Genomic DNA, 21,736 nt, shown 5'->3' with positions numbered 1-21,736 from the left:
GTCACGCTCCGGCTGCGACGAGGGCGGCGGCCACGGCCAGGACGAGGGAGCCGGCGAGCAGGAGGCCGAGATAGGTCTGCACGTTGCCGGTCTGGACGCGGCGCACGGCCGCGCCCAGCAGCCGTACGGTGCCTCCGGCACCGCGCACGTAGGTGTCGACGACCTCGCGGTCCAGAAAGCGCACCAGCCGCGCGGCGGCCAGGACCGGACGTACGGCGACGGCCGCGTAGAGGGCGTCGAGGTGGAAGCCCCGGGCGGCGTGGCGGTGCAGCGGGCCGAGCAGGAGTCGGCCCGGGTCGGCCGGGTCGTCGGCGGCGGCGATGTCGCCGTAGGCCGCCCGGTGGGTGGCGATGGCCTCGGCCTCGGAGACCGCCGGCTCGGCCTCCGGGTGGGCGGCGACGGCGCCGAGCGGGGCGCGGGCGGCGGCGGTGGCGGTGCTGTGCCGCCAGGCCGCGTACATCACCACGAGGCCGGCGGCGGCCAGGCCGGTGCCCAGGACGGAGGTGGTGAGGGTGGGGGCCAGCGAGCGGCCGTCGAACCAGTCGGGCAGGGCGCCGTAGAGCAGCCCGACGGCGATGGTCGGCCCGGCCAGCGCCCACAGCACCGCGTTCATGACGACCGGCTGCCTGGTGCGGCCGGGTTCGGTTTCCCCGCGGGGCGCGGTTTTCCCGCCGGGGTCGGCGAGGCCGCGGCCGTGGAAGGCCAGCAGCCACAGCCGGGCGGCGTACGCGGCGGTGAGCGCGGCGGCCAGCAGCCCGGCGAGCAGGACCGTCCAGCCCACGGCGGACGGGACGGCGTGGGCCGCCCCTTCGGCGGGGTCGAGGGCGGCGTGCTCGGCCGCGGCCAGGACGGCCTCCTTGGAGAAGAAGCCGGCGAAGGGTGGCACGGCGGCCAGCGCCAGCAGGCCGACGGTCATCGTCCAGTAGGCGTCCGGCGCCCGCCCGGCCAGACCGCCGGTGCGGGACATCGCCGCCAGGGAGTTGGTGCCGGCCGCGTGGATGAGCACGCCCGCGGCGAGAAAGAGCAGCGCCTTGAACACGCCGTGGGAGATGAGGTGGAAGACGGCCGCGCCGCGGTCGGCGACGGCCAGGGCGCCGGTCATGTAGCCGAGCTGGCCGACGGTGGAGTAGGCCAGGACCCGCTTGATGTCGTCCTGGGCGAGGGCGGCGAGCGCCGAGCCGACCATGGTGACCGCCGCCATCGCGGCCAGGACGGCGAGCGCGGCGGCGGAGGAGGTGAAGACGGGCAGCAGCCGCGCGACGAAGTAGACCCCGGCCGCGACCATGGTGGCGGCGTGGATCAGCGCGGAGACCGGTGTCGGGCCCGCCATCGCGTCAGGCAGCCAGGTGTGCAGCGGGAACTGGGCGGACTTGCCGGCGACTCCCGCGAGCAGCAGCAGCGCGATGACGGTGGGGTGCTCCAGCTCGAAGCCGGACAGAGGGGAGGTCAGCCGGGTCACGATCGTGCTGATCCGGAAGGTGCCGGCCTCGGAGGCCAGCGCCAGGATGCCGATGACGAACGGCACGTCGCCGAGCTTGGTGACGAGGAACGCCTTGAGGGAGGCGGAGCGCGCGGCGGCCGTCTCCCAGTAGTGGCCGACCAGGAAGTACGAGCAGATGCCCATGACCTCCCAGCCGACCAGCAGCACGATCAGGTCGTCGCTGTAGACGACCAGCAGCATCGCGGCCGTGAAGAGGGAGACCAGCGCGGCGTAGGAGGGGTAGCGCGGGTCGTCGCGCAGGTAGCCGGTGGAGTAGATCTGCACACAGGACGCGACGGCGGCGACCAGGACGGCCACGAGGACGGCGAAGCCGTCGAGGTGGAGGGCGAGTTCGACTGGGAGGGCGTCGTTGCCGGTGGGGGCCAGCCGGGTCGCGCCGGTCAGGGCTCCCTCCCCGCCCTGGCGTACGGCGACGATCGCGGCGAGGGCGGCGGAGGTGAGGGTGGGCAGGACGGCCAGGGGGCGGACGTAGGCGGGGGCGCGACGGCCCAGGAGGAGCCCGGCGAGGGCCCCGAGGAAGGGCAGCAGCGGGACGAGGACGGCGAGGGTCGTGGTGCTCACGCGGTGGCCTCTCCCCTGGTCAGGCGCGTGTCGGCGGGGTTGTCGGTGGCGCCTGCCACACTCGGCCCGCCGGTTTCGGCGGGTCTGTCGGTTCCACCGGTTTCGGCGGGTCCGTCTGTTTCGGCGGGTCCATCTGTTTCGGCGAGCTCGCGGAGCCGGTCGATGTGGGAGGTGCCCCGGTTGCGGTGGACGAGCAGCACGATGGCGAGGCCGATGCCGATCTCGGCGGCGGCGATGGTGATGGTGAAGAGGGTGAGGGCCTGGCCCGCGTGGAGGGTGTCGCGGAGCCAGACGTCGAAGGCGACGAGGTTGAGGTTGACGGCGTTGAGCATCAGCTCGACCGACATCAGGACGAGGATCGCGTTGCGCCGGGCGAGTACTCCGTACAGACCGGTGCAGAAGAGGAGGACGGCCAGGACGGCGGGGTAGGCCAGATGCATCAGCGTTCTCCCCCGTCCTCGGCCCCGGTTCCGTTCCGCCCGTCCGCCCGGCGGGAGAGGACGATCGCTCCGACGAGGGCCGCGAGCAGCAGGACGGAGAGGGCCTCGAAGGGGAGCACCCAGTGCTGGAAGAGGATCCTGCCGGTGACGTCGGTGGTGCCCTGCGGCGCGCCGCTCTCCAGGTCGATCCAGGTGGTGCGGAAGGCGTCCACCACGACGGTGACCAGGACGGCGGCGGCCGTGACGGCGACCGCGAGGGCGACGGGGCGGTTGCCTGAGTCGGCGTCCGGCGAGCGGCCGATGGGCGCCCGGGTGAGCATCAGCCCGAACAGCAGGAGGACGACGACGGCCCCGACGTAGATCAGGACCTGCACCCAGGCGATGAACTCGGCGGACAGCAGCAGGTACTCGACGGCGATCCCGCCCAGCGCCACCACCAGCCACAGGGCGGCGTGCACCAGCTGCCGGGTGGTGACGGCGGTGATCGCGGCGCCGAGGGTGAGCAGGCCGACGAGCAGGAAGAGGATCTCGACACCGGTGGGCGACAGGAAGCCGGGGGAGCCGGAGGCAGTGGAGGCGGCGGCGGTGGAGGCGAGGCTCACGGTGGCGCTCACGCGTCACCGTCCCGTCGGCCCGTCTCCGGCCGCTCCGTCTCCGGCCGCTCCGTCTCCCGCTGCCCGGCCTCGCGGCCGTGGGCCTCGGCGGCGAGCTGCTTCTCGGCGGCCTTGCGGGCGGCGGCGATCTCCTTGGGCTCCTCCGCGGCGGGGTCGAGCGGCGGAGGGGCGGGCACGGTCCACATCCACTCGCGCAGCCGGTCCCGTTCGTGGACGAGATCGCGGATGTCGGTCTCGGCGTACTCGAACTCCGGGGACCAGAACAGCGCGTCGAAGGGACAGACCTCGATGCAGATACCGCAGTACATGCACAGGGAGAAGTCGATGGCGAAGCGGTCCAGGACGTTGCGGCTGCGCTCGCGCCCTCCCGGAGCGGCGGGCGGCACCGTCTCCTTGTGGGAGTCGATGTAGATGCACCAGTCGGGGCACTCGCGGGCGCACAGCATGCACACCGTGCAGTTCTCCTCGAACAGCCCGATCACCCCGCGGCTGCGGGCGGGCAGCTCGGGCTGGACGTCCGGATAGTGCGCGGTGACCGAGCGCCGGGTCATGGTGCGGAGGGTGACGGCCAGGCCCTTGGCCAGGCCGCTGCCGGGAACGGCCATTACTGGATCACCACCTTGACGACGCCGGTGAGCGCGATCTGGAAGAGGGCGAGGGGGACGAGCACGGTCCAGGCGAGCCTCTGGAGCTGGTCCTCGCGCAGCCGGGGGTAGCTCACCCGCAGCCAGATGACGACGAAGGCGAGGACGGATGTCTTCAGCAGGGTCCACAGCCAGCCGAGGTCCTCGGCGAACGGGCCGTGCCAGCCGCCCAGGAACAGCACCGTGGTCAGTGCGCACAGGATGACGATGCCCGCGTACTCGGCGAGCAGGAAGAGCGCGAAGCGCAGGCCCGTGTACTCGGTGTACGAGCCGAAGATGATCTCGGAGTCGGCGATGGGGGCGTCGAAGGGCGGGCGCTGGAGCTCGGCCAGCCCGGCGGTGAAGAAGACCAGGGCGCCGATGATCTGCCACGGCACCCACCACCACTCGAACGCCTCCAGGATGCCGGGCAGCGAGAGCGTCCCGGCGGCCATGGCGACGGAGGCGGCCGCGAGCAGCAGCGGCAGCTCGTACGCCATGAGCTGGGCGGCGGTGCGCAGGCCTCCCAGGAGGGAGAACTTGTTGGCCGAGGCCCAGCCGCCCATCAGCGAGCCGAGCACGCCGACGCCCATCACGGCGAGCACGAAGAAGATCCCCGCGTCGATCGCCTGGCCGACCATGCCGTTCGGGCCGACCGGGATGGCGATCAGCACGAGGAGGTAGGGGATCAGGGCGACGGCCGGCGCGAGCTGGAAGACCCGGCGGTCGGCGTCGGCCGGTACGACGTCCTCCTTCTGCGCGAACTTCACGCCGTCGGCGACGAGTTGGGCCCAGCCGTGGAAGCCTCCCGCGTACATCGGACCGACCCGGCCCTGCATGTGGGCCATCACCTTGTGCTCGGCCTGGCCCACCAGCAGGGGCAGGACGAGGAAGGCGAGCAGGACGGCCAGCAGCCGCCATGCGACGTCGAGCACGTCCATCAGGCGCCGCCTTCCGTCGTTCCGCCGCCGCTGTCGCTGCCGTTGTCGTTGTCGTTGGTGCCGCTGTCACCGGCACCACTGCCGCTGTCGCCGGGGCCGTCGCCGTCGGCGCCGGGCTTCCGGGGGGCCTCGCGCTCCGGTTCCGGGGCGTCGCCCTCAGGGGCGTTCGCCGCCGAGGCGCCGCCGCCCTCGCCGAGCGGGACCTGTGTCCGCTCGTCCGTCCCGTGGACGCGGCGGGCGGCCTCGTCCGACGTCTCGCCGGACGGCTCCGCCTGCTTGAGCCAGGGCGCGTCCGTGCTGCGCCGCCCCGGCTCCGCGGCTGCCCGCTGACTGGCAGATCCCTCCGACGCGCTGCGGGAGCGGCGCGGCGTACGGGCCGGTGGGGCGCCCTCCGCCCGCTGACTGGCCGAGCCTTCGCTCGCACTGCGGGAGCGGCGCGGCGCGGCGGCCTCCGGGGAGGCGGCCCCGGCGGCGCGCTGGCTCGCGGAGCCGGCGCTCGCGCTGCGTGTGCGCCGCGGCGGGCGCTCCCCCGCGGCGCCCGCCGCACGGCCGCGTGCCGGGCGGGCGGCCGGCGCGGGGAGCTGCCCCTTGAGCGGCCCCCACTCGTTCGGGTCGGGCACGCCGGGCGGCAGCGTCTGCCGTCGCCTCGGGCCGCCCTCCGCGGACTCGCCGGGCTCCTTGGCGCCGGGCCACGCCTTGGCGACACGGGCCGCCAGCACGAAGTCCTTGCGCAGCGGATGTCCCTCGAAACCGTCGGGCAGCAGCAGTGGGGCCGGGTTCGGGTGGCCGGTGAAGGAGACGCCGAACATCTCGTACGTCTCCCGCTCGTGCCAGGCGGCCCCGGCGTACACACCGGTGGCGGTGGGCAGTTCGGGCGCCTCGTGCGGCACGGTGGTCCGCAGCAGCAGCCGCCGGACCGGTGTGCCCAGCACGGCCAGGTGCGCGCAGACCGAGAAACCCTCGCCCGGCTCGTCCACGGCGCTCAACCAGTCGAAGAACGTGCAGCCCAGCTCGTCGCGCGCGGTGGTCAGCGCCTCGGTCCAGCGGGCGGCCGGCACGTCGACGGTCAGCAGCCCGTAAGCCTCGGCCGCGCTCGCGCCCTCGCCGAAGACCTCCCCGGCGGGCCGGGGCAGCCACCCGGGGGCGGACGGCCGCGGGTCCGGTGGGTTCGGGTGCGGGTTCGCCCCGGTCATGCGCGCTCCTCCCCCGCCGCCGGGCCCGGGGGCGGGGGCGGGGCGACCAGGCCGCTGGTCAGGGCCGCTCCCGACGGGCCCGGCGGGGGCGGCTGCGCGGCCTCGGAGCCGGAGGCGGCGGGAGCGTTCCCGTACCGCTCGGCCGTCGACTCGCCGGCGATCTTCTCCTGGAGCTTGAGGATGCCCTGGAGCAGCGCCTCGGGCCGGGGCGGGCAGCCGGGCACGTAGACGTCGACCGGGATGATCTGGTCCACGCCCTTGGTGACGGAGTACGAGTCCCAGTACGGGCCGCCGCAGTTGGAGCAGGCGCCGAAGGAGATCACGTACTTCGGCTCGGGCATCTGCTCGTACAGCCGCCTGATCGCCGGTGCCATCTTGTCGGTGACGGTGCCCGAGACGACCATCAGGTCGGCCTGGCGCGGCCCCGGGGCGAAGGGGATGACACCGAGGCGGATGAAGTCGTGGCGGGACATCGAAGCGGCGATGAACTCGATCGCGCAGCAGGCCAGTCCGAAGTTGAAGACCCACAGGCTGTAGCGGCGGCCCCAGTTGAGGACCACCTTCATCGGCTCGGGGGCGAGCCGGGCCAGCCCGCCCAGCCGGCGGGGCGCCGGCAGAGGTTCCGGCGGGGAGGCCGGGAGGGAGGTCCCGCGGGCGCCGGAGGGCTCGGGGGTCACGTCCATGCCAGAACGCCCTTCTTCCAGGCGTAGAGCAGTCCCACGGCCAGGAAACCGAGGAAGACGAACATCTCCACCAGTGTCACTCCGCCGAAACCGGGCTCGGCGAAGACCGTCGCCCAGGGGAAGAGGAAGATCGAGTCGACGGCGAAGACGACGTAGAGGAAGGCGTACACGTAATAGCGGATCCGGGTGTGCGCCCAGCCCTCGCCGACGGGGTCCACTCCGCACTCGTAGGTCAGCAGCTTCTCCGGCGTCGGCACAACGGGCCGCAGCAGCCGCCCGGCGCCGAAGGCCACCGTCACGAAGAGCACCCCGACGACCGCGACCAGCCCGACGACCGCGTAGCCGTGGAAGTAGTCCGGCACGTCCGTCCCTCGCTCCGTGGTGTTCGCATCGGTTACGACGCTCCGTTCAGAAGGGGAGTCTAGGCCCTGGGCCCGCGCGCGGAAGCGGGCCTCCACCACACCCTCGCCCCGGCCTCCGCCGTTCCCCGCCCGGAGGTGGGGTTAACCCCACCACGCCCCGCCCACGAACCCCATGGCGGCGCGCCCCCCGCGCCCGGCAGTCTTGTGCCCATGACCGCGAGCCCCCCGACCTCCGGCCGCGCCGCGCCCGACGGCCCGCGCGCCCCGTACGTCCCTCCCGCCGTACAGGCGCCACGGCCTGCGGAAACACCGGAACCGTCCGAGGCGCCGGACACCTCGCGCACGCCGGACACCCCGGGCACGCCGGACGCCTCGCACACCCCGCAGGCCGCCGGGACCGCGCAGGCCGCGCAGGCCGCGCGGGCCGAGGAGGCACCCGGAACCGGCGAGGACGACCGGCTGCCCCCGCCGCGGGCCCCACTCGGCGCGCAGACCTGGAAGGAGATCGCGCATCTCCTGCTCAACCTGCCGATGGACATCGTGGGCTTCCTCTACGTCTCCGTGTGGGTCTACTGCGGCCTGCTGCTGTCGGTCACCGTCGTGGGACTGCCGGTGCTGGCGCTGGGCCTGATGGGCGGCCGCCGGTTCGGCAGGGCGGAGCGGGCCCGCGCGCGGCTGCTGCTCGGAGTACGCGTCGAGGAGCCGACGCCGATCCGGCACCGGGCGCACGGCGGTTTCTTCCCCTGGCTGTGGGCCTGCCTGAAGGACCCGGTCGGCTGGCGGCACGCGCTCTACTCCTTCGTCCGCCTGCCCTGGGGCGTCGTCACCTTCACCGTCTGCCTCGTCTCGCTCCTCGTCGCCTGGCCCGTCCTGCCATGGCTGGCTCGCGGGCTGACCCATGTGGACCGGATGATGGTGCGCGCACTGCTGTCGCCCTCGGACGCGCTGGAGCGGCGCATCGCGGAGCTGGAGTCGGGCCGGCGGGCGGTGGCCGACACCGCCTCCGCCGACCTGCGCCGCATCGAGCGCGACCTCCACGACGGGGCGCAGGCCCGCCTGGTCGCCCTGGCCATGGGACTGGGCCTGGCCAGGGAGAAGCTGCTGGAGGACCCGCAGGCCGCCGCCAGGATGGTCGACGAGGCCCACGGCGAGGCGAAGCTCGCCCTCGCCGAGCTCCGCGATCTCGCCCGCGGCATCCACCCGGCCATCCTCACCGACCGCGGCCTAGGCCCCGCGCTGTCCAACGTCGCCGCCCGCTGCCCCGTCCCCGTGACCGTCTCCGCGGACCTTCCCACCCGCCCCGCGCCCGCCATCGAGGGCATCGCCTACTTCACCGTCTCCGAGCTCCTCCAGAACGTCGGCAAGCACAGCGGCGCCGCCCGGGCCTCGGTGGATCTGCGGCGCTCCGGCGGCCGTCTGCTCATCCGGGTCGCCGACGACGGTCGCGGCGGTGCCCGCGCCGACCGCGGCACCGGTCTGGCCGGTCTCGCCGAACGCCTGGGCTCCGTCGACGGACTCCTTCTCGTGGACTCCCCCGACGGCGGGCCCACCACCGTCACCGCCGAGCTGCCCTGGCGCGATCCCGACGACGGCTGACGCCCGGTTTTCCACAGCTCTCCGCTCCGCCTGACCCCTGTCCTGGGATGCTGTGCACAGCATTCCCGCGCGCGGCACCGCGCGCGGCATCCGGAAGACGGGGAGCGAGGGGGGAGCCGTGGGGGACGTGAGGGACAGGGTGCGGGTGGTCATCGCCGAGGACTCGGTGCTGCTGAGGGAGGGCCTGACGCGTCTGCTCGGCGACCGCGGTCACGAGGTCGTCGCGGGTGTCGGCGACGGCGAGGCGCTGGTGAAGGTCGTCGGCGAGCTGGCCGACGCGGGCGAACCCCCGGACGTGGTGGTGGCGGACGTGCGGATGCCGCCGTCGCACACCGACGAGGGGCTGCGGGCGGCCGTCCGGCTGCGCGCCCGCCATCCGGGTCTGGCGGTGCTGGTGCTGTCGCAGTACGTGGAGGAGCAGTACGCCACCGAGCTGCTGGCGGGCTCCGGCCGGGGCGTGGGCTATCTGCTCAAGGACCGGGTCGCCGATGTCCGCGAGTTCGCGGACGCGGTGGTCCGGGTGGCCCGCGGCGGTACGGCGCTCGACCCCGAGGTGGTCGCGCAGCTGCTCGGCCGCAGCCGCAGGCAGGACGTGCTGGCGGGGCTCACGCCGCGTGAGCGCGAGGTGCTGGGCCTGATGGCCGAGGGCCGCACGAACTCCGCGATCGCCCGGCAGCTGGTGGTCAGCGACGGGGCGGTGGAGAAGCACGTCGGCAACATCTTCCTGAAGCTGGGCCTGCCGCCGGGCGGCGAGGACCACCGCCGGGTGCTTGCCGTGCTGACGTACCTCAGGTCATAGCCCGGCGGACCGTGGTCCGGCGGCCGCCCCGGCCCGGGCTCCAGAAGGGCTCCAGAGCGCCGCCGGAATATTCACACGTCCCCGAGTGTCGTCTCACCGGAACGTCCACCATGTGACCGGCCACAGGAAGGTCACCCTTACCCACGTACGATGGCTGACGAGCCGCCGCCTCAAGGGAGGTCCAGTCCAGTGACCAGCCAGGTCAGTAGCCCAGTCGATCAGCAGCGCTCGCCCGGCTCACCGGCCAAGGAGGTTCGGCGGCTGGAGCGGGTCATCATCCGTTTCGCCGGCGACTCCGGCGACGGTATGCAGCTGACGGGCGACCGGTTCACCTCGGAGACGGCGACCTTCGGCAACGATCTCTCCACGTTGCCCAACTTCCCCGCCGAGATCCGGGCGCCCGCCGGGACACTGCCGGGGGTGTCGTCCTTCCAGCTCCACTTCGCCGACCACGACATCCTCACCCCCGGTGACGCGCCCAACGTCCTGGTGGCGATGAACCCGGCCGCGCTGAAGGCGAACATCGGCGACCTGCCGCGGGGCGCGGAGATCATCGTCAACACCGACGAGTTCACCAAGCGGGCGATGGCCAAGGTGGGCTACGCCGCCAGCCCGCTGGAGGACGGCTCGCTGGACGCGTACCGGGTGCACCCGGTGCCGCTGACGACGCTGACGATCGAGGCGCTGAAGGACTCCGGTCTGGCCCGCCGGGACGCCGAGCGGGCGAAGAACATGTTCGCGCTGGGCCTGCTGAGCTGGATGTACCACCGGCCCACCGAGGGCACCGAATCCTTCCTGCGCAGGAAGTTCGCCAAGAAGCCGCAGGTGGCCGAGGCGAACGTGGCCGCCTTCCGGGCGGGGTGGAACTTCGGCGAGACCACCGAGGACTTCGCCGTCTCCTACGAGGTCGCCCCGGCCACGAAGGCGTTCCCGCCGGGCACCTACCGCAACATCTCCGGCAACCTGGCACTGTCCTACGGACTGATCGCCGCGTCTCAGCAGGCGGACCTTCCGCTGTATCTGGGCTCGTACCCCATCACCCCGGCCTCGGACATCCTCCACGAGCTGAGCCGCCACAAGAACTTCGGCGTGCGCACCTTCCAGGCCGAGGACGAGATCGCGGGCATCGGCGCCGCGCTGGGCGCCGCCTTCGGCGGGGCGCTGGCGGTGACCACCACCTCCGGCCCCGGGGTGGCGCTGAAGTCGGAGACCATCGGGCTGGCGGTCTCCCTGGAGCTGCCGCTGCTGATCGTGGACATCCAGCGCGGCGGCCCCTCGACGGGCCTGCCGACCAAGACCGAGCAGGCCGACCTGCTCCAGGCGATGTACGGCCGCAACGGCGAGGCGCCGGTGCCGATCGTGGCCCCGGCCACCCCCGGCGACTGCTTCACCGCGGTGCTGGACGCGGCCCGGATCGCGCTGACGTACCGCACCCCGGTGTTCCTGCTGAGCGACGGCTACCTGGCCAACGGCTCCGAGCCGTGGCGGGTCCCGGAGCCCGGCGAACTGCCCGACCTGCGGGTCCAGTTCGCGTCCGGGCCGAACCACACCACCGATGCCGGCACCGAGGTCTTCTGGCCGTACAAGCGCGACCCGCAGACCCTGGCCCGCCCCTGGGCCGTGCCGGGCACGCCGGGCCTGGAGCACCGCATCGGCGGCATCGAGAAGCAGGACGGCACGGGCAACATCTCCTACGACCCGGCCAACCACGACTTCATGGTCCGCACCCGCCAGGCCAAGGTCGACGGCATCGAGGTGCCGGACGCCCTCGTCGACGACCCCACCGGTGACGCGAGGCTGCTGGTGCTGGGCTGGGGCTCGACCTACGGGCCGATCACCGCCGCGGTGCGCCGCCTGCGCGCCGCCGGTGAGAAGGTCGCCCAGACCCATCTGCGCCACATCAACCCCTTCCCCGGCAATCTCGGCGAGGTGCTGAAGCGTTACGACAAGGTGGTCGTCCCCGAGATGAACCTCGGACAGCTGGCCACCCTGCTGCGCGCGAAGTATCTGGTCGACGCCCAGTCGTTCACGCAGGTCAACGGGATGCCGTTCAAGGCCGAGCAACTCGCCACCGTTCTGAAGGAGGCCATCGATGGCTGAGACCACGACGGAGGCGCCCACCTTCGAGGCGCTCTCCCTGGTCCCCAAGGCCGACGGCAAGCAGACCATGAAGGACTTCAAGTCCGACCAGGAGGTCCGCTGGTGCCCCGGCTGCGGCGACTACGCCGTCCTGGCCGCCGTCCAAGGCTTCATGCCGGAGCTCGGGCTGGCGAAGGAGAACATCGTCTTCGTCTCCGGCATCGGATGCTCCTCCCGCTTCCCGTACTACATGAACACCTACGGGATGCACTCCATCCACGGCCGCGCCCCGGCCATCGCCACCGGGCTGGCCTCCTCCCGGCCGGACCTGTCGGTGTGGGTGGTCACCGGTGACGGCGACGCGCTGTCCATCGGCGGCAACCACCTCATCCACGCCCTGCGCCGGAACGTGAACCTGAAGATCCTGCTGTTCAACAACCGGATCTACGGGCTCACCAAGGGCCAGTACTCCCCCACCTCCGAGGTCGGCAAGATCACCAAGTCGACTCCGATGGGTTCGCTGGACGCCCCCTTCAACCCGGTGTCGCTGGCGATCGGCGCGGAGGCGTCCTTCGTGGCCCGCACCGTCGACTCCGACCGCAAGCACCTCACCAGCGTGCTGCGTGCGGCCGCCGACCACCCGGGCACCGCCCTGGTGGAGATCTACCAGAACTGCAACATCTTCAACGACGGCGCCTTCGAGGTGCTCAAGGACAAGGAGCAGGCCCAGGAAGCCGTGATCCGGCTGGAGCACGGACAGCCGGTCCGCTTCGGCACACCGGCCCAGGACGGCCTGGGCTCCAAGGGCGTGGTCCGCGACCAGGCCACCGGAGACCTGAGGGTGGTCGACGTCACGGTGGAGGGCACCGACGGCGTTCTGGTCCACGACGCCCACGCGGCCTCCCCGACGACCGCCTTCGCCCTCTCCCGGCTCGCCGACGCCGACACCCTGCACCACACCCCCATCGGCGTCCTGCGCGATGTGCGCCGCCCGGTCTACGACACCCTGATGGCCGAGCAGCTGGAGAAGGCCGTCGTGCAGAACGGCAAGGGAGACCTCGGCGCGCTCCTGGCCGGCAGCGACACCTGGACGGTCGTGGGCTGACGGCACGTTCGCCCGTGTGAGGGGCCGGTCCCGCCTGGCGGGACCGGCCCCTCGGCCGTTCGGACCACGCGGGATCCGGCCTGGATCCGGCCGGAGTGGGCCGAGCGTGCGGGACGGAGCACGATGCGTAAGTACCGTACGCCGGAACGGGAATGACAACAGGGGCGTACGGCGCTACCGTCTTGAGGTCGGCCGGCCAGGCCGGTCCGGCCGGACCGGCCATCCCCGAGGAGGAACGTTGGAGTCGCAGGGCGAGCAGCGCACGGGACTGTTGTTCGGCTTCGCCGCCTACGGGATGTGGGGCCTGCTACCGCTGTACTGGGCGCTGCTGGAGCCCGCCGGCGCCACCGAGGTCCTGGCCCACCGGATGGTGTGGTCGCTGCCCACCGCCCTGGTGATCCTGGCCGCACTGCGCCGCTGGGCGTGGGTGCGTCCACTGCTGCGCGAGCCCCGCAAGCTCGCCCTGATAGCCCTGGCGGCCGGGCTGATCTCGGTCAACTGGGGCCTGTTCATCTGGGCCGTGGGGTCCGGGAAGGTCATCGAGGCGTCGCTCGGCTACTTCATCAACCCGCTGATATCGATCGCCTTCGGCGTCCTGCTGCTGCGCGAGCGGCTGCGGCCCGCCCAGTGGGCGGCCGTCGGCATCGGGGCTCTGGCGGTGGGGGTGATGACCGTCGCCTACGGCCGACTGCCCTGGCTCTCGCTCGCCCTGGCCGTCAGCTTCGCACTCTACGGGCTGATCAAGAAGGGCGTCCGGCTGGACGGGGTGGCGAGCTTCGGCGCCGAGACGGCCGTGCAGTTCCTGCCCGCAGTCGTCTTCCTGGTCTTCCTGGGCTCGCGGGGCGAGGCCACCTTCACCACCGAGGGCACCGGGCACGCGCTGCTGCTCTCCCTCGCCGGGCTGGCCACCGCACTGCCGCTGATCTTCTTCGGCGGGGCGGCCGTACGGCTGCCGCTGTCCACGATCGGTCTGCTGCAGTACCTGGCGCCCGCCTCGATGTTCCTGCTGGGCCTGCTGGCCTTCGACGAGGAGATGCCGGCCGAGCGCTGGGCCGGCTTCCTGCTCGTCTGGGGCGCGCTGTGCCTGCTCACCTGGGACGCCCTGCGCACCGCACGCCATTCGCGGGCACGCCTGCGGGCGGCCGCCGCGGCGGCGGCCGCGCGGGCGCCGCGGACGGACGGCGGAGAGGCCGGGGGCACGGTGTCCGGAAAGGCCGCTCGCCCGGCGGACCGCCCGGCGGCGGCCGGCGCCCCGTCGGACCCCGCGAAGAGCTGACCACGGGTCCGGCCTCGGCCGGGCCCGGCCGAGGCCGGACCGCCGCAGGGACTCCAAAGGGGGAACGGCCGGAATCGGCCATCTCGCGGCACGCCGCGAACCGGTGGCACGTCAGCGCGGCATCGTCCGATATCCGGACGCATATGTCCGGATTCCGCCCTTGACGGCGCACCGGTACCCCATCAACATCATGCCCACGTCAACCCCTCACAGGAGGCATGATGCCCATTCGCGCTGAACGACGGCTCCCCCGAAGATCCCCCATCCGCCGCGCCGTTCTCGGAGCCGGACTCGCCGGTGCGCTCGCCGCCGGACTGCTCACCGCGACGACCGCCCCGGCCACGGCCGAGACCACCACGGCCGCAGCGGCACCGGACATCCCGCTCACCAACGTCAAGGCACACCTCTCGCAGTTCCAGACGATCGCGAACGCCAACGGCGGCAACCGCGCCCACGGCCGCCCCGGCTACCGGGCGTCGATCGACTACGTCAAGGGCAAGCTGGACGCCGCCGGCTACACCACGGCACTCCAGCAGTTCACCTACAACGGGACCACCGGCTACAACCTCATCGCCGACTGGCCCGGCGGCGACACCGGCGCCGTCCTCATGTCCGGGGCACACCTGGACTCGGTCAGCAGCGGCGCCGGCATCAACGACAACGGCTCCGGCTCCGCCGCCGTCCTGGAGACCGCCCTCGCCGTGGCCCGCGCGGGGTACAAGCCCGACAAGCACCTGCGGTTCGCCTGGTGGGGGGCCGAGGAACTCGGCCTGGTGGGCTCGAAGCACTACGTCAACAGCCTCTCCTCCACCGAACGGTCGAAGATCCACGGATACCTCAACTTCGACATGATCGGCTCGCCGAACGCCGGTTACTTCGTCTACGACGACGACCCCGCCATCGAGAAGGTCTTCAAGGACTGGTTCGCGGCCAGGGGCATCCCGACCGAGATCGAGACGGAGGGTGACGGACGCTCCGACCACGCCCCGTTCAAGAGCGCCGGCGTCCCCGTCGGCGGCCTGTTCACAGGTGCCGGACGCGTCAAGACCAGCGCACAGGCGCAGAAGTGGGGCGGTACCGCCGGGCAGTCCTTCGACCGCTGCTACCACTCCTCCTGCGACACCACCGCCAACATCAACGACACCGCCCTGGACCGCAACAGCGACGCCGCCGCCCACGCGGTGTGGACGCTGAGCTCGGGCACCACCACCCCGCCGGGCGGCGACGTCTTCGAGAACACGGACGACCACGCCATCCCCGACCCGGGCACGGTGGAGTCCCCGCTCCCCGTCACCGGCCTCTCCGGGAACGCCCCGAGCGACCTCAGGGTCGGCGTCGACATCAAGCACACCTACCGCGGCGACCTCGTCATCGATCTGGTGGCCCCGGACGGCAGCAGCTACCGGCTGAAGAACTCCGGCTGGGACTCGGGCGACAACGTGATCACCACCTACACCGTCAACGCCTCCTCCGAGGCGGCGAACGGAACCTGGAAGCTGCGCGTGAGCGACGTATACCGCTCCGACTCCGGCTACATCGACAGCTGGAAGCTCACCTTCTGACCCGTCCGGCCGGCCCGTCCGGCCACTCGGTCCTCGCCCCCGGCCCGTCCGGGCCCCGAGCCCCCTGCCGGGCCGAGGACCACCGCCCGCCGACGCGACCGCGCCGGCGGGCGCGGCCGTCCGCGCGACCCGTCCGTACGATCCGGCGGGGCGGACGCTCCGAGCCCCCGGTCACTCCCCCTCCTCGCGGCGGGCGCGCAGCGCCCGGACCTTGTGGCGGTTGCCGCAGCGCTCCATCGAGCACCAGCGGCGGCGGCCGGGGCGCGAGGTGTCCACGAAGACCAGGCGGCAGTCGTCCGACGCGCACTCCCGTATCCGGTGGGCGTACGGGCCGCCGAACAGGTCGACGGCGTCGCGCGCGACGGTCGAGAGCAGTTGGGTGCCGGTCGCGCCAGGCCCCCATTCCCTCGCCCAGCCCCGTCCGCCGTCCTGCCGCAACCGCACCGGCAGCGGCGGACGGGACGCGGCCTCGTTGACCACCGCCACATCTCCCGGGCGCGGAGCACGGCCGTGCGCCCGGTCCACCGCCATCCGCCACAGCGCGGCGCGCAGCTCCCTGGCGGCGGCCAGCTCGGCCTCCGTCACCTTGATCGAGGGCGCGGGGCGCAGCCGGGAGCGGGCGGCCCAGACCACGAGGTTCGCCGGCTCGTGCAGCACCTCGTAGCGCGTGTAAGCGCCGGACCCGCCCGTCGGCAGCAACTCCAGGCACAGGGCCCCCGGGTCGAAGCGATAGGGCACTCCTTCGGGTGAGTGCAGCACCAGACCCATTGCGGACTCCGTCACGTAACCAATATAACTGGTTACCGGCCAGAGGGAAGCACGGCGAACGGAAGACGGGGAGATGACGGGGATGTCGGGAGAGACGAACGCGCCGGGCAGCACTCAGGAGGTGCTGGGCTGGAAGCTGGTGATCGACTGCGCGGACCCACACCGGCAGGCCGATTTCTGGGCCGCGGCCCTGGGTTACCTGGTCGAGGACAACAGCACCCTGATCGAGCGACTGCTCGGCCTCGGCGTCGTGGGCGAGGACATCCTGGTCGAGCACCACGGCCGCCGCGCCTGGCGCGACCTGGCCGCGGCGCGCCACCCGGGGGATCCCGCCGACCCCGACAGCGGTACCGGGCTGGGGCGGCGGCTGCTCTTCCAGCGCGTCCCGGAGCCCAAGACCGTCAAGAACCGCCTGCACATCGACGTCCATTCGGGCCCTGGGCGGCGCGATGAGACCGTTGCCCGGCTGGAGGGCCTGGGTGCGTCGGCCATACGGCAGGTGAGGGAGCCGGGCGGTGAGTGGACGGTGATGGCAGATCCCGAGGGCAACGAGTTCTGCGTGTCATGAGGGCGCCGCCCAGGCCACCGGCCGAGGCATCACTCAGGCATTGACGTCCCGGCCGGTGAAGCGGGCCCATGCGGCGGAACCGAAGGCGCTGCCGCGCGGCACCCCGAGGTCGAGGCCGTCCACGACGAGCTGTCCACCGCGGTACCGCTTGGTGAGCCCGCGGGCCTCGACGACCGTGTCCGAAGCGGGCGATGGCTGCATGGCGCTTCCCGGGGTCGGGGGGACGGTGCGGTGCGGCGGTGCCGAACCAGTCCCGCCGCACCGTCTCCCGGACGGGCGGCGGGACCGGGCGGCGGGCGCGCTAGCCGGCGGAGCCGGCCGCCTCGGCCAGGCCCTCGCGGGTGACGGCCCCGACGTAGACGGTGCCGTCTTCGGTGATCAGGGCGTTGACGAGGCGGGTGCCGAAGAAACGGCCGGTGCCGAAGTCGCCCTTGACCTCCTCCGTGAAGCCGTCGAGCAGCTTGCGTGCCTCGGGTGCCGCCTCCTGCGCGGCGCCCGTGCCGGGCGCCGGGCCACCGCCGGGCAGTTCGATCCGGGCGACCGAGCCCCAGCCCTCGCCGACGACCTCCAGGCCGGACGGCAGCCCTTCGGCACCGCCCCGCTCCTTGCCGTCGCCGCCCCGGCCGTCCTTGTGCGGCGCCTTGCCGGAGCCGTTCCGCGCGCCGTCGAGCCTCTCCTCGGTGACTTTCGCGCCCTTCGGCGGCTTGAAGTCGAAGGTGCCGGCGTCCGGCCGGGCGAAGTCCACCTCGGTGAAGCCCACGTCCACGGCGGCCTTCCCGCCGCCCTTGGGGGTGAGTGTGAACTTCAGCGGCACACCGCTGTCCGCGTCCACCGCGATCCGCACCGACCCGACCGTGCTCTCCGGCTGCTTCGGCTCGATCAGCAGCTGGTGGGCGTCCTGGCCCGCGACCTTCGCCGTACCGTCGACGGTGACAGAGGTGGTGGCGTCGACGGCCTTGAGAACCTCCTGCGCGGCCTTCTGCGGGGTCACCTTCTCCAGCCCTCCCGGGGTCTCCCCCGGGCCCGTGTCCCGCCCGTTCTCCCGCGGGAGGACGGTGTGGTGAACGGCGTTGGCGGCGCTGTCGTACGCCCACACGTCGCCGCCGTTGCGGATGAGGCTGTACTCCGCGGCCTTCTCCACGATCGAGACGCGCTGTCTGTCCGGCCCGTCCACCGCGACGCGCAGGGTGTGGGAGCCGGAGGCCAGCTCGGCGAGCCTGCCGCGCGGATCGGCGTCCCCCGCGCCCTCCTCCCGACCGCCGCCGGGGCCGCCCGAGCCCATGCCGGGCAGGGCCGGCAGACCGAGATCGGTGGTGATCCTCACCGTCCCGGACAGCTGCTGGGTGTCCGAGGCCACGATCTTCGCGACCAGTTCCTCGGCGGTGATCTCCGGCAGATCCGGGCTGCCGCCGGAACTGGCCAGTGCTGGCACGAGGCCGACGGCCGCCACCGTCACTCCGGCCACGGTGGCCGGCACCGCGTAACGCAACGCCTTCTTCATCGGTCGGGTCCGTGCCATGTGTGCCCTTACCTCCGTGATCGGCGGCGGTTCGTCCGTGCGTCGCACTCGTCAACCCCTGACCGCCATTCTCACCCATTCCGGTGCGGGGTGACGGTTTCAATCCCACCAAATTGCTCCGGACAGGGCGTCAGACGACAGGGGCAAACCGATCTACTCCCGGGGTATGACACCACCGGCACCACCTCGTCCCACCGGCGTCGCGCACGGCCCGCCGCCCCCTTCTCCAGGCGTACGGTCCCGTCCGGGCCGGGGGAACGGAAACCCCCGGGGCGGTCAGCCCGCGCGGTGGACCACCGAGTCGCACAGATAGGAGAGAGCCTCCTTGGCCGCGCAGTCCGGCAGCGGCGCCAGGACGTTGCGGGCCTCGTCCGCGCAGCGGACCGTGTCGCGCCGCGCCTCCTCCAGCGCCGGATGGGCACGGAGTCCCGCCAGCGCCTCCGCATGCCGGGCGTCGTCGCTCAGATCGCCGTCCAGCAGCGCGCACAGGGCCAGGTCCTCCGGCGAACCGCCCTCGGCCGCGCGGGCCCGCAGGCGCAGGACCGGCAGCGTCTCGATTCCCTCCCGCAGGTCCGTGCCGGGTGTCTTGCCGGACTCGTGGGAGTCGCTGGCGATGTCGAGCACGTCGTCGGCCAGCTGGAAGGCGGTGCCGATCCGCTCCCCGTACTGGGTGAGGACGTCCACGACGTTCTCGTCCGCGCCCGACATCATCGCGCCGAAGCGTCCGGCCACCGCGATCAGCGAGCCGGTCTTGCCCGCGATCACGTCGAGGTAGTGGGCGATCGGGTCGTCGCCCTCCCGCGGACCCGCCGTCTCCAGGATCTGCCCGGTCACCAGCCGCTCGAACGCCTCGGCCTGGACCCGGACCGCCTCCGGTCCCAGATCGGCCAGGATGTGCGAGGCCCGGGCGAAGAGGAAGTCACCGGTGAGGACCGCCACGGAGTTGTCCCAGCGGGCGTTGGCGCTGGGCACTCCCCGCCGCACGTCCGCCTCGTCCATCACGTCGTCGTGGTAGAGCGTCGCCAGATGCGTCAGCTCCACGACCACCGCCGAGGGCACCACCCCGGGGGCGTGCGGGTCTCCGAACTGCGCCGCCAGCATCGCCAGCATCGGGCGGAAGCGCTTCCCGCCGGCCCGCACCAGATGCTGCGCGGCTTCCGTTATGAAGGGCACGCCGCTCTTGGTGGCCTCGATGAGGCCCTCCTCGACAGCCGCCAACCCCGCCTGGACATCGGTTTCCAGCGCATGGTCCCGCACGCTCAGCCCGAAGGGCCCGACGACGGTCACGAGGGGTACTCCTGTCTGCGTACGATCAGCCAACGATCACGCGGCTCGTCGCGGCCTTCGCGGTGTGTCGCCGTACCGCCGGGCCGCTGTCGCCATCATCATCCCTGGCAGCGTAGCCGGTCCCGAGACGATCACGGCCGCCGCGTTCCCTCTGTGACGGAGGCCGCATCCCGGCCCCGGCCGCACCTCGCAGCGGGTCGCTTCTGCCGCGGATCACCACCGCGTAGCCTGTTCGCGGCCCTGACCGGCGACGACCTCGAAGGCGAGGCACCTCACCCATGTCCGACGCGACCCCGCTCGAACTGCCCGAAGGCGATCTCTTCGGCCCGGACAACCTGCCCTACGGCGTCTTCACCACCGAGGACGACCCCGACCTGCGCCGGATCGGCGTGCGCTACGGCCCGTACGTCCTGGACGCGGGCTCGGCCGCCGACGCGTTCGGCTCGCCCCACACCGGCCTGCTCCAGAAGCCGGGCCTCAACCCCCTCATGGCGGCGGGGCGCCCGGTCTGGCAGGCGGTGCGCGCCGAGCTGCGTTCCTGGCTGACCGCACCCGAGCACGCCGGCACCGTCACGCAGTACCTGATCCGGCTCGAGGACGTCACCCTCCACCTCCCCTTCGAGGTGGCCGACTACGTCGACTTCTACGCCAGCGAGCACCACGCCACCAACGTCGGGCGGATCTTCCGGCCCGGCGGCGAACCGCTCACCCCCAACTGGAAGCACCTGCCGATCGGCTACCACGGCCGCTCCGGCACCGTCGTGGTCTCCGGTACCCCCGTCGTCCGCCCGCAGGGGCAGCGCAAGGCCCCCGACGAGGCCTCCCCCTCCTTCGGCCCGTCTCGCCGGCTGGACATCGAGGCGGAGGTCGGCTTCGTCGTCGGCACCCCCTCCCGGCTGGGCGAAACGGTGCCGCAGGCGGACTTCCGGGAGCACGTCTTCGGCGTCTGCCTGGTCAACGACTGGTCGGCGCGTGACATCCAGGCCTGGGAGTACGTGCCGCTGGGTCCGTTCCTGGGCAAGTCCTTCGCGACCTCCGTCTCGGCCTGGGTCACCCCGCTGGACGCCCTCGACGCGGCCCGCACCGAGCCGCCGCGGCGCACCCACCCGCTGCTGGACTACCTGGAGGACTCCGCGGGCGGGGAGCCCGGCGGGCTGGATCTGCGGATCTCGGTCTCCCTCAACGGCCACACCATCGCCGAGCCGCCGTTCTCCGCGATGTACTGGACGGCCGCCCAGCAGCTCGCCCACATGACCGTGAACGGCGCCTCGCTGCGCACCGGAGACCTCTTCGCCTCCGGCACCGTCAGCGGCCCGGAGGTGCACCAGCGCGGCTGCCTGCTGGAGCTGACCTGGTCCGGTCGCGATCCGGTCGAACTCCCCGACGGCAAGCGGACCTTCCTGGAGGACGGCGACGAGGTCGTCATCACCGCCTGGGCGCCCGGACCGGACGGTTCCCGCATCGGTCTGGGCGAGGTGTCCGGCCGCGTCCACCCGGCTGCCGGCCGGGGCGTCTGACACCGCCCCGCCGCCGGGGGCCGGCCGCCGCGGGCCGGCCTGCTGTCCGCACGCCGGTCGCACGCCGGTCCGGAATCCGTTCCGGACCGGCCCGCCGGCCGGTGCCACCTGCTAGCTTGGCGTGTCCTTGCAACAGGCAGTGATACCCGGCAATACGCATGGAGGGGGACCAGGTGCGCACATCAGCACGGTACGCGGGAGCGGCCGCGGCCTTGGCCACAGCCCTGCTGGTGAGCGGCTGCGGAAGCGGTGGCGGCTCCGGGGAGCCCGAGTCGAAGCCGAGTTCCGAACAGACCGCCGAGCCCACCGGCGACCCCGGCGGGGAGGCGGCGACCGGCGGGGTGAACGGCACCTGGAGCGCCGAGGGCGGCGGCAAGGCGATGGTGCTGAGCGTCAGCGGCGAACAGGCGGCGCTGCTGGGAGAGACCACCTGCACGGGCACCGCGGACACCGACGCCGATCCGGTCACCTTCGCCCTCAAGTGCACCGACGGCAGCACCGACCGCACCAAGGGCACGGTCGAGAGCGTGAAGGGCGGGAGCCTCACCGTCGCCTGGGAGTCGGGCACCACCGACACCTTCACCAAGGTGGAGGTCCCCGAGGTCTCCACCGAGATCCCCGAGATCGGCGACCTGCCCAGCGGTCTGCCCAGCGATCTGGACCTCCCCGCGGAGTGAGCGCGGCCGGGGAGCATCCCCGGGAAGCGCGACGCCCGGCCCGCCTCCGCCGCCGCGCTCCGCAC

At 72.9% G+C, this 21,736-nt stretch carries 20 protein-coding genes and 1 pseudogene; 9 read left to right on the top strand and 12 right to left on the bottom strand.

What is annotated here, in order from left to right; genetic code table 11:
- Nucleotide 1 precedes the first annotated feature (1 nt).
- From ACW69E_RS09345 to ACW69E_RS09310, 8 genes are read right to left on the bottom strand one after another with little or no spacing between them, the layout of a single operon-like run.
- Nucleotides 2–2,062 carry an NADH-quinone oxidoreductase subunit 5 family protein gene (locus ACW69E_RS09345; protein ID WP_457497706.1) on the bottom strand — a complete coding sequence of 687 codons (2,061 nt, stop codon included), beginning with the start codon at nt 2,060–2,062 and terminating at the stop codon, nt 2–4.
- Nucleotides 2,059–2,502 carry an NADH-quinone oxidoreductase subunit NuoK gene (gene nuoK, locus ACW69E_RS09340; RefSeq protein ID WP_457497705.1) on the bottom strand — a complete coding sequence of 148 codons (444 nt, stop codon included), beginning with the start codon at nt 2,500–2,502 and terminating at the stop codon, nt 2,059–2,061. The genes ACW69E_RS09345 and nuoK overlap by 4 nt, the downstream gene beginning before the upstream one ends.
- On the bottom strand, nt 2,502–3,116 hold the full coding sequence (locus ACW69E_RS09335) for an NADH-quinone oxidoreductase subunit J family protein (protein WP_457497704.1): 615 nt from the start codon (nt 3,114–3,116) through the stop codon (nt 2,502–2,504). Before ACW69E_RS09335 ends, nuoK begins: the two co-directional genes overlap by 1 nt.
- Complete coding sequence (locus tag ACW69E_RS09330; RefSeq protein WP_457497703.1) at nt 3,113–3,721, bottom strand: NuoI/complex I 23 kDa subunit family protein; 609 nt, start codon at nt 3,719–3,721, stop codon at nt 3,113–3,115. The genes ACW69E_RS09335 and ACW69E_RS09330 overlap by 4 nt, the downstream gene beginning before the upstream one ends.
- On the bottom strand, nt 3,721–4,683 hold the full coding sequence (locus ACW69E_RS09325; protein WP_457497800.1) for a complex I subunit 1/NuoH family protein: 963 nt from the start codon (nt 4,681–4,683) through the stop codon (nt 3,721–3,723). The genes ACW69E_RS09330 and ACW69E_RS09325 overlap by 1 nt, the downstream gene beginning before the upstream one ends.
- Nucleotides 4,680–5,873, bottom strand: coding sequence for an NADH-quinone oxidoreductase subunit C (locus ACW69E_RS09320; protein ID WP_457497702.1), 1,194 nt, complete (start codon nt 5,871–5,873; stop codon nt 4,680–4,682). The genes ACW69E_RS09325 and ACW69E_RS09320 overlap by 4 nt, the downstream gene beginning before the upstream one ends.
- Nucleotides 5,870–6,556, bottom strand: coding sequence for an NADH-quinone oxidoreductase subunit B (locus ACW69E_RS09315; RefSeq protein WP_457497701.1), 687 nt, complete (start codon nt 6,554–6,556; stop codon nt 5,870–5,872). Before ACW69E_RS09315 ends, ACW69E_RS09320 begins: the two co-directional genes overlap by 4 nt.
- On the bottom strand, nt 6,547–6,918 hold the full coding sequence (locus tag ACW69E_RS09310; RefSeq protein WP_457497700.1) for an NADH-quinone oxidoreductase subunit A: 372 nt from the start codon (nt 6,916–6,918) through the stop codon (nt 6,547–6,549). The genes ACW69E_RS09315 and ACW69E_RS09310 overlap by 10 nt, the downstream gene beginning before the upstream one ends.
- Before the next feature lie 210 nt (nt 6,919–7,128).
- On the opposite strand from ACW69E_RS09310, the gene ACW69E_RS09305 reads away from it, so the two are divergent.
- The 6 genes from ACW69E_RS09305 to ACW69E_RS09280 all read left to right on the top strand — a co-directional run bounded on the left by ACW69E_RS09305 (nt 7,129) and on the right by ACW69E_RS09280 (nt 15,335).
- Nucleotides 7,129–8,514 (top strand): sensor domain-containing protein, encoded by a 1,386-nt coding sequence (locus ACW69E_RS09305; RefSeq protein WP_457497699.1) that lies wholly within the window; start codon nt 7,129–7,131, stop codon nt 8,512–8,514.
- A gap of 139 nt (nt 8,515–8,653) precedes the next feature.
- A complete protein-coding gene (locus ACW69E_RS09300; protein ID WP_457497799.1) occupies nt 8,654–9,313 on the top strand; it encodes a response regulator transcription factor in 660 nt (219 codons plus the stop codon).
- Nucleotides 9,314–9,502: 189 nt separating this feature from the next.
- Nucleotides 9,503–11,413 (top strand): 2-oxoacid:acceptor oxidoreductase subunit alpha, encoded by a 1,911-nt coding sequence (locus tag ACW69E_RS09295; RefSeq protein ID WP_457497698.1) that lies wholly within the window; start codon nt 9,503–9,505, stop codon nt 11,411–11,413.
- Nucleotides 11,406–12,497 (top strand): 2-oxoacid:ferredoxin oxidoreductase subunit beta, encoded by a 1,092-nt coding sequence (locus tag ACW69E_RS09290; RefSeq protein WP_457497697.1) that lies wholly within the window; start codon nt 11,406–11,408, stop codon nt 12,495–12,497. The genes ACW69E_RS09295 and ACW69E_RS09290 overlap by 8 nt, the downstream gene beginning before the upstream one ends.
- Nucleotides 12,498–12,792: 295 nt before the next feature.
- A complete protein-coding gene (rarD, locus tag ACW69E_RS09285; protein ID WP_457497798.1) occupies nt 12,793–13,773 on the top strand; it encodes an EamA family transporter RarD in 981 nt (326 codons plus the stop codon).
- Between the two features lie 221 nt (nt 13,774–13,994).
- Complete coding sequence (locus ACW69E_RS09280; protein WP_457497696.1) at nt 13,995–15,335, top strand: M28 family metallopeptidase; 1,341 nt, start codon at nt 13,995–13,997, stop codon at nt 15,333–15,335.
- A gap of 171 nt (nt 15,336–15,506) precedes the next feature.
- Here the strand turns inward: ACW69E_RS09280 and ACW69E_RS09275 are convergent, their stop codons facing one another.
- On the bottom strand, nt 15,507–16,103 hold the full coding sequence (locus tag ACW69E_RS09275; protein WP_457497797.1) for a CGNR zinc finger domain-containing protein: 597 nt from the start codon (nt 16,101–16,103) through the stop codon (nt 15,507–15,509).
- Nucleotides 16,104–16,185: 82 nt separating this feature from the next.
- Here ACW69E_RS09275 and ACW69E_RS09270 point away from each other — a divergent pair, with 82 nt between their 5' ends.
- Nucleotides 16,186–16,671, top strand: a complete 486-nt coding sequence (locus ACW69E_RS09270; RefSeq protein WP_457497695.1) for a VOC family protein — start codon at nt 16,186–16,188, stop codon at nt 16,669–16,671.
- A gap of 78 nt (nt 16,672–16,749) precedes the next feature.
- Here ACW69E_RS09270 and ACW69E_RS09265 read toward each other — a convergent pair.
- From ACW69E_RS09265 to ACW69E_RS09255, 3 genes and pseudogenes are all read right to left on the bottom strand, one after another.
- Nucleotides 16,750–16,872: pseudogene (locus ACW69E_RS09265) on the bottom strand (ABC transporter ATP-binding protein); the annotation flags it as partial.
- Between the two features lie 100 nt (nt 16,873–16,972).
- Complete coding sequence (locus tag ACW69E_RS09260; protein WP_457497694.1) at nt 16,973–18,190, bottom strand: LolA family protein; 1,218 nt, start codon at nt 18,188–18,190, stop codon at nt 16,973–16,975.
- A 276-nt stretch (nt 18,191–18,466) separates the two neighbouring features.
- Complete coding sequence (locus ACW69E_RS09255; protein WP_457497693.1) at nt 18,467–19,477, bottom strand: polyprenyl synthetase family protein; 1,011 nt, start codon at nt 19,475–19,477, stop codon at nt 18,467–18,469.
- A 278-nt stretch (nt 19,478–19,755) separates the two neighbouring features.
- On the opposite strand from ACW69E_RS09255, the gene fahA reads away from it, so the two are divergent.
- Together fahA and ACW69E_RS09245 are read left to right on the top strand one after the other, a co-directional pair.
- Nucleotides 19,756–20,994 carry a fumarylacetoacetase gene (fahA, locus tag ACW69E_RS09250; protein WP_457497692.1) on the top strand — a complete coding sequence of 413 codons (1,239 nt, stop codon included), beginning with the start codon at nt 19,756–19,758 and terminating at the stop codon, nt 20,992–20,994.
- A 173-nt stretch (nt 20,995–21,167) separates the two neighbouring features.
- A complete protein-coding gene (locus ACW69E_RS09245; protein WP_457497691.1) occupies nt 21,168–21,671 on the top strand; it encodes a hypothetical protein in 504 nt (167 codons plus the stop codon).
- Nucleotides 21,672–21,736 lie beyond the last annotated feature (65 nt).

It is taken from the genome of Streptomyces sp. SS8 (genome assembly GCF_054072955.1).
Note: the sequence above shows the minus strand (reverse complement) of the source record. Positions and strands in the feature narration are given on the sequence as shown.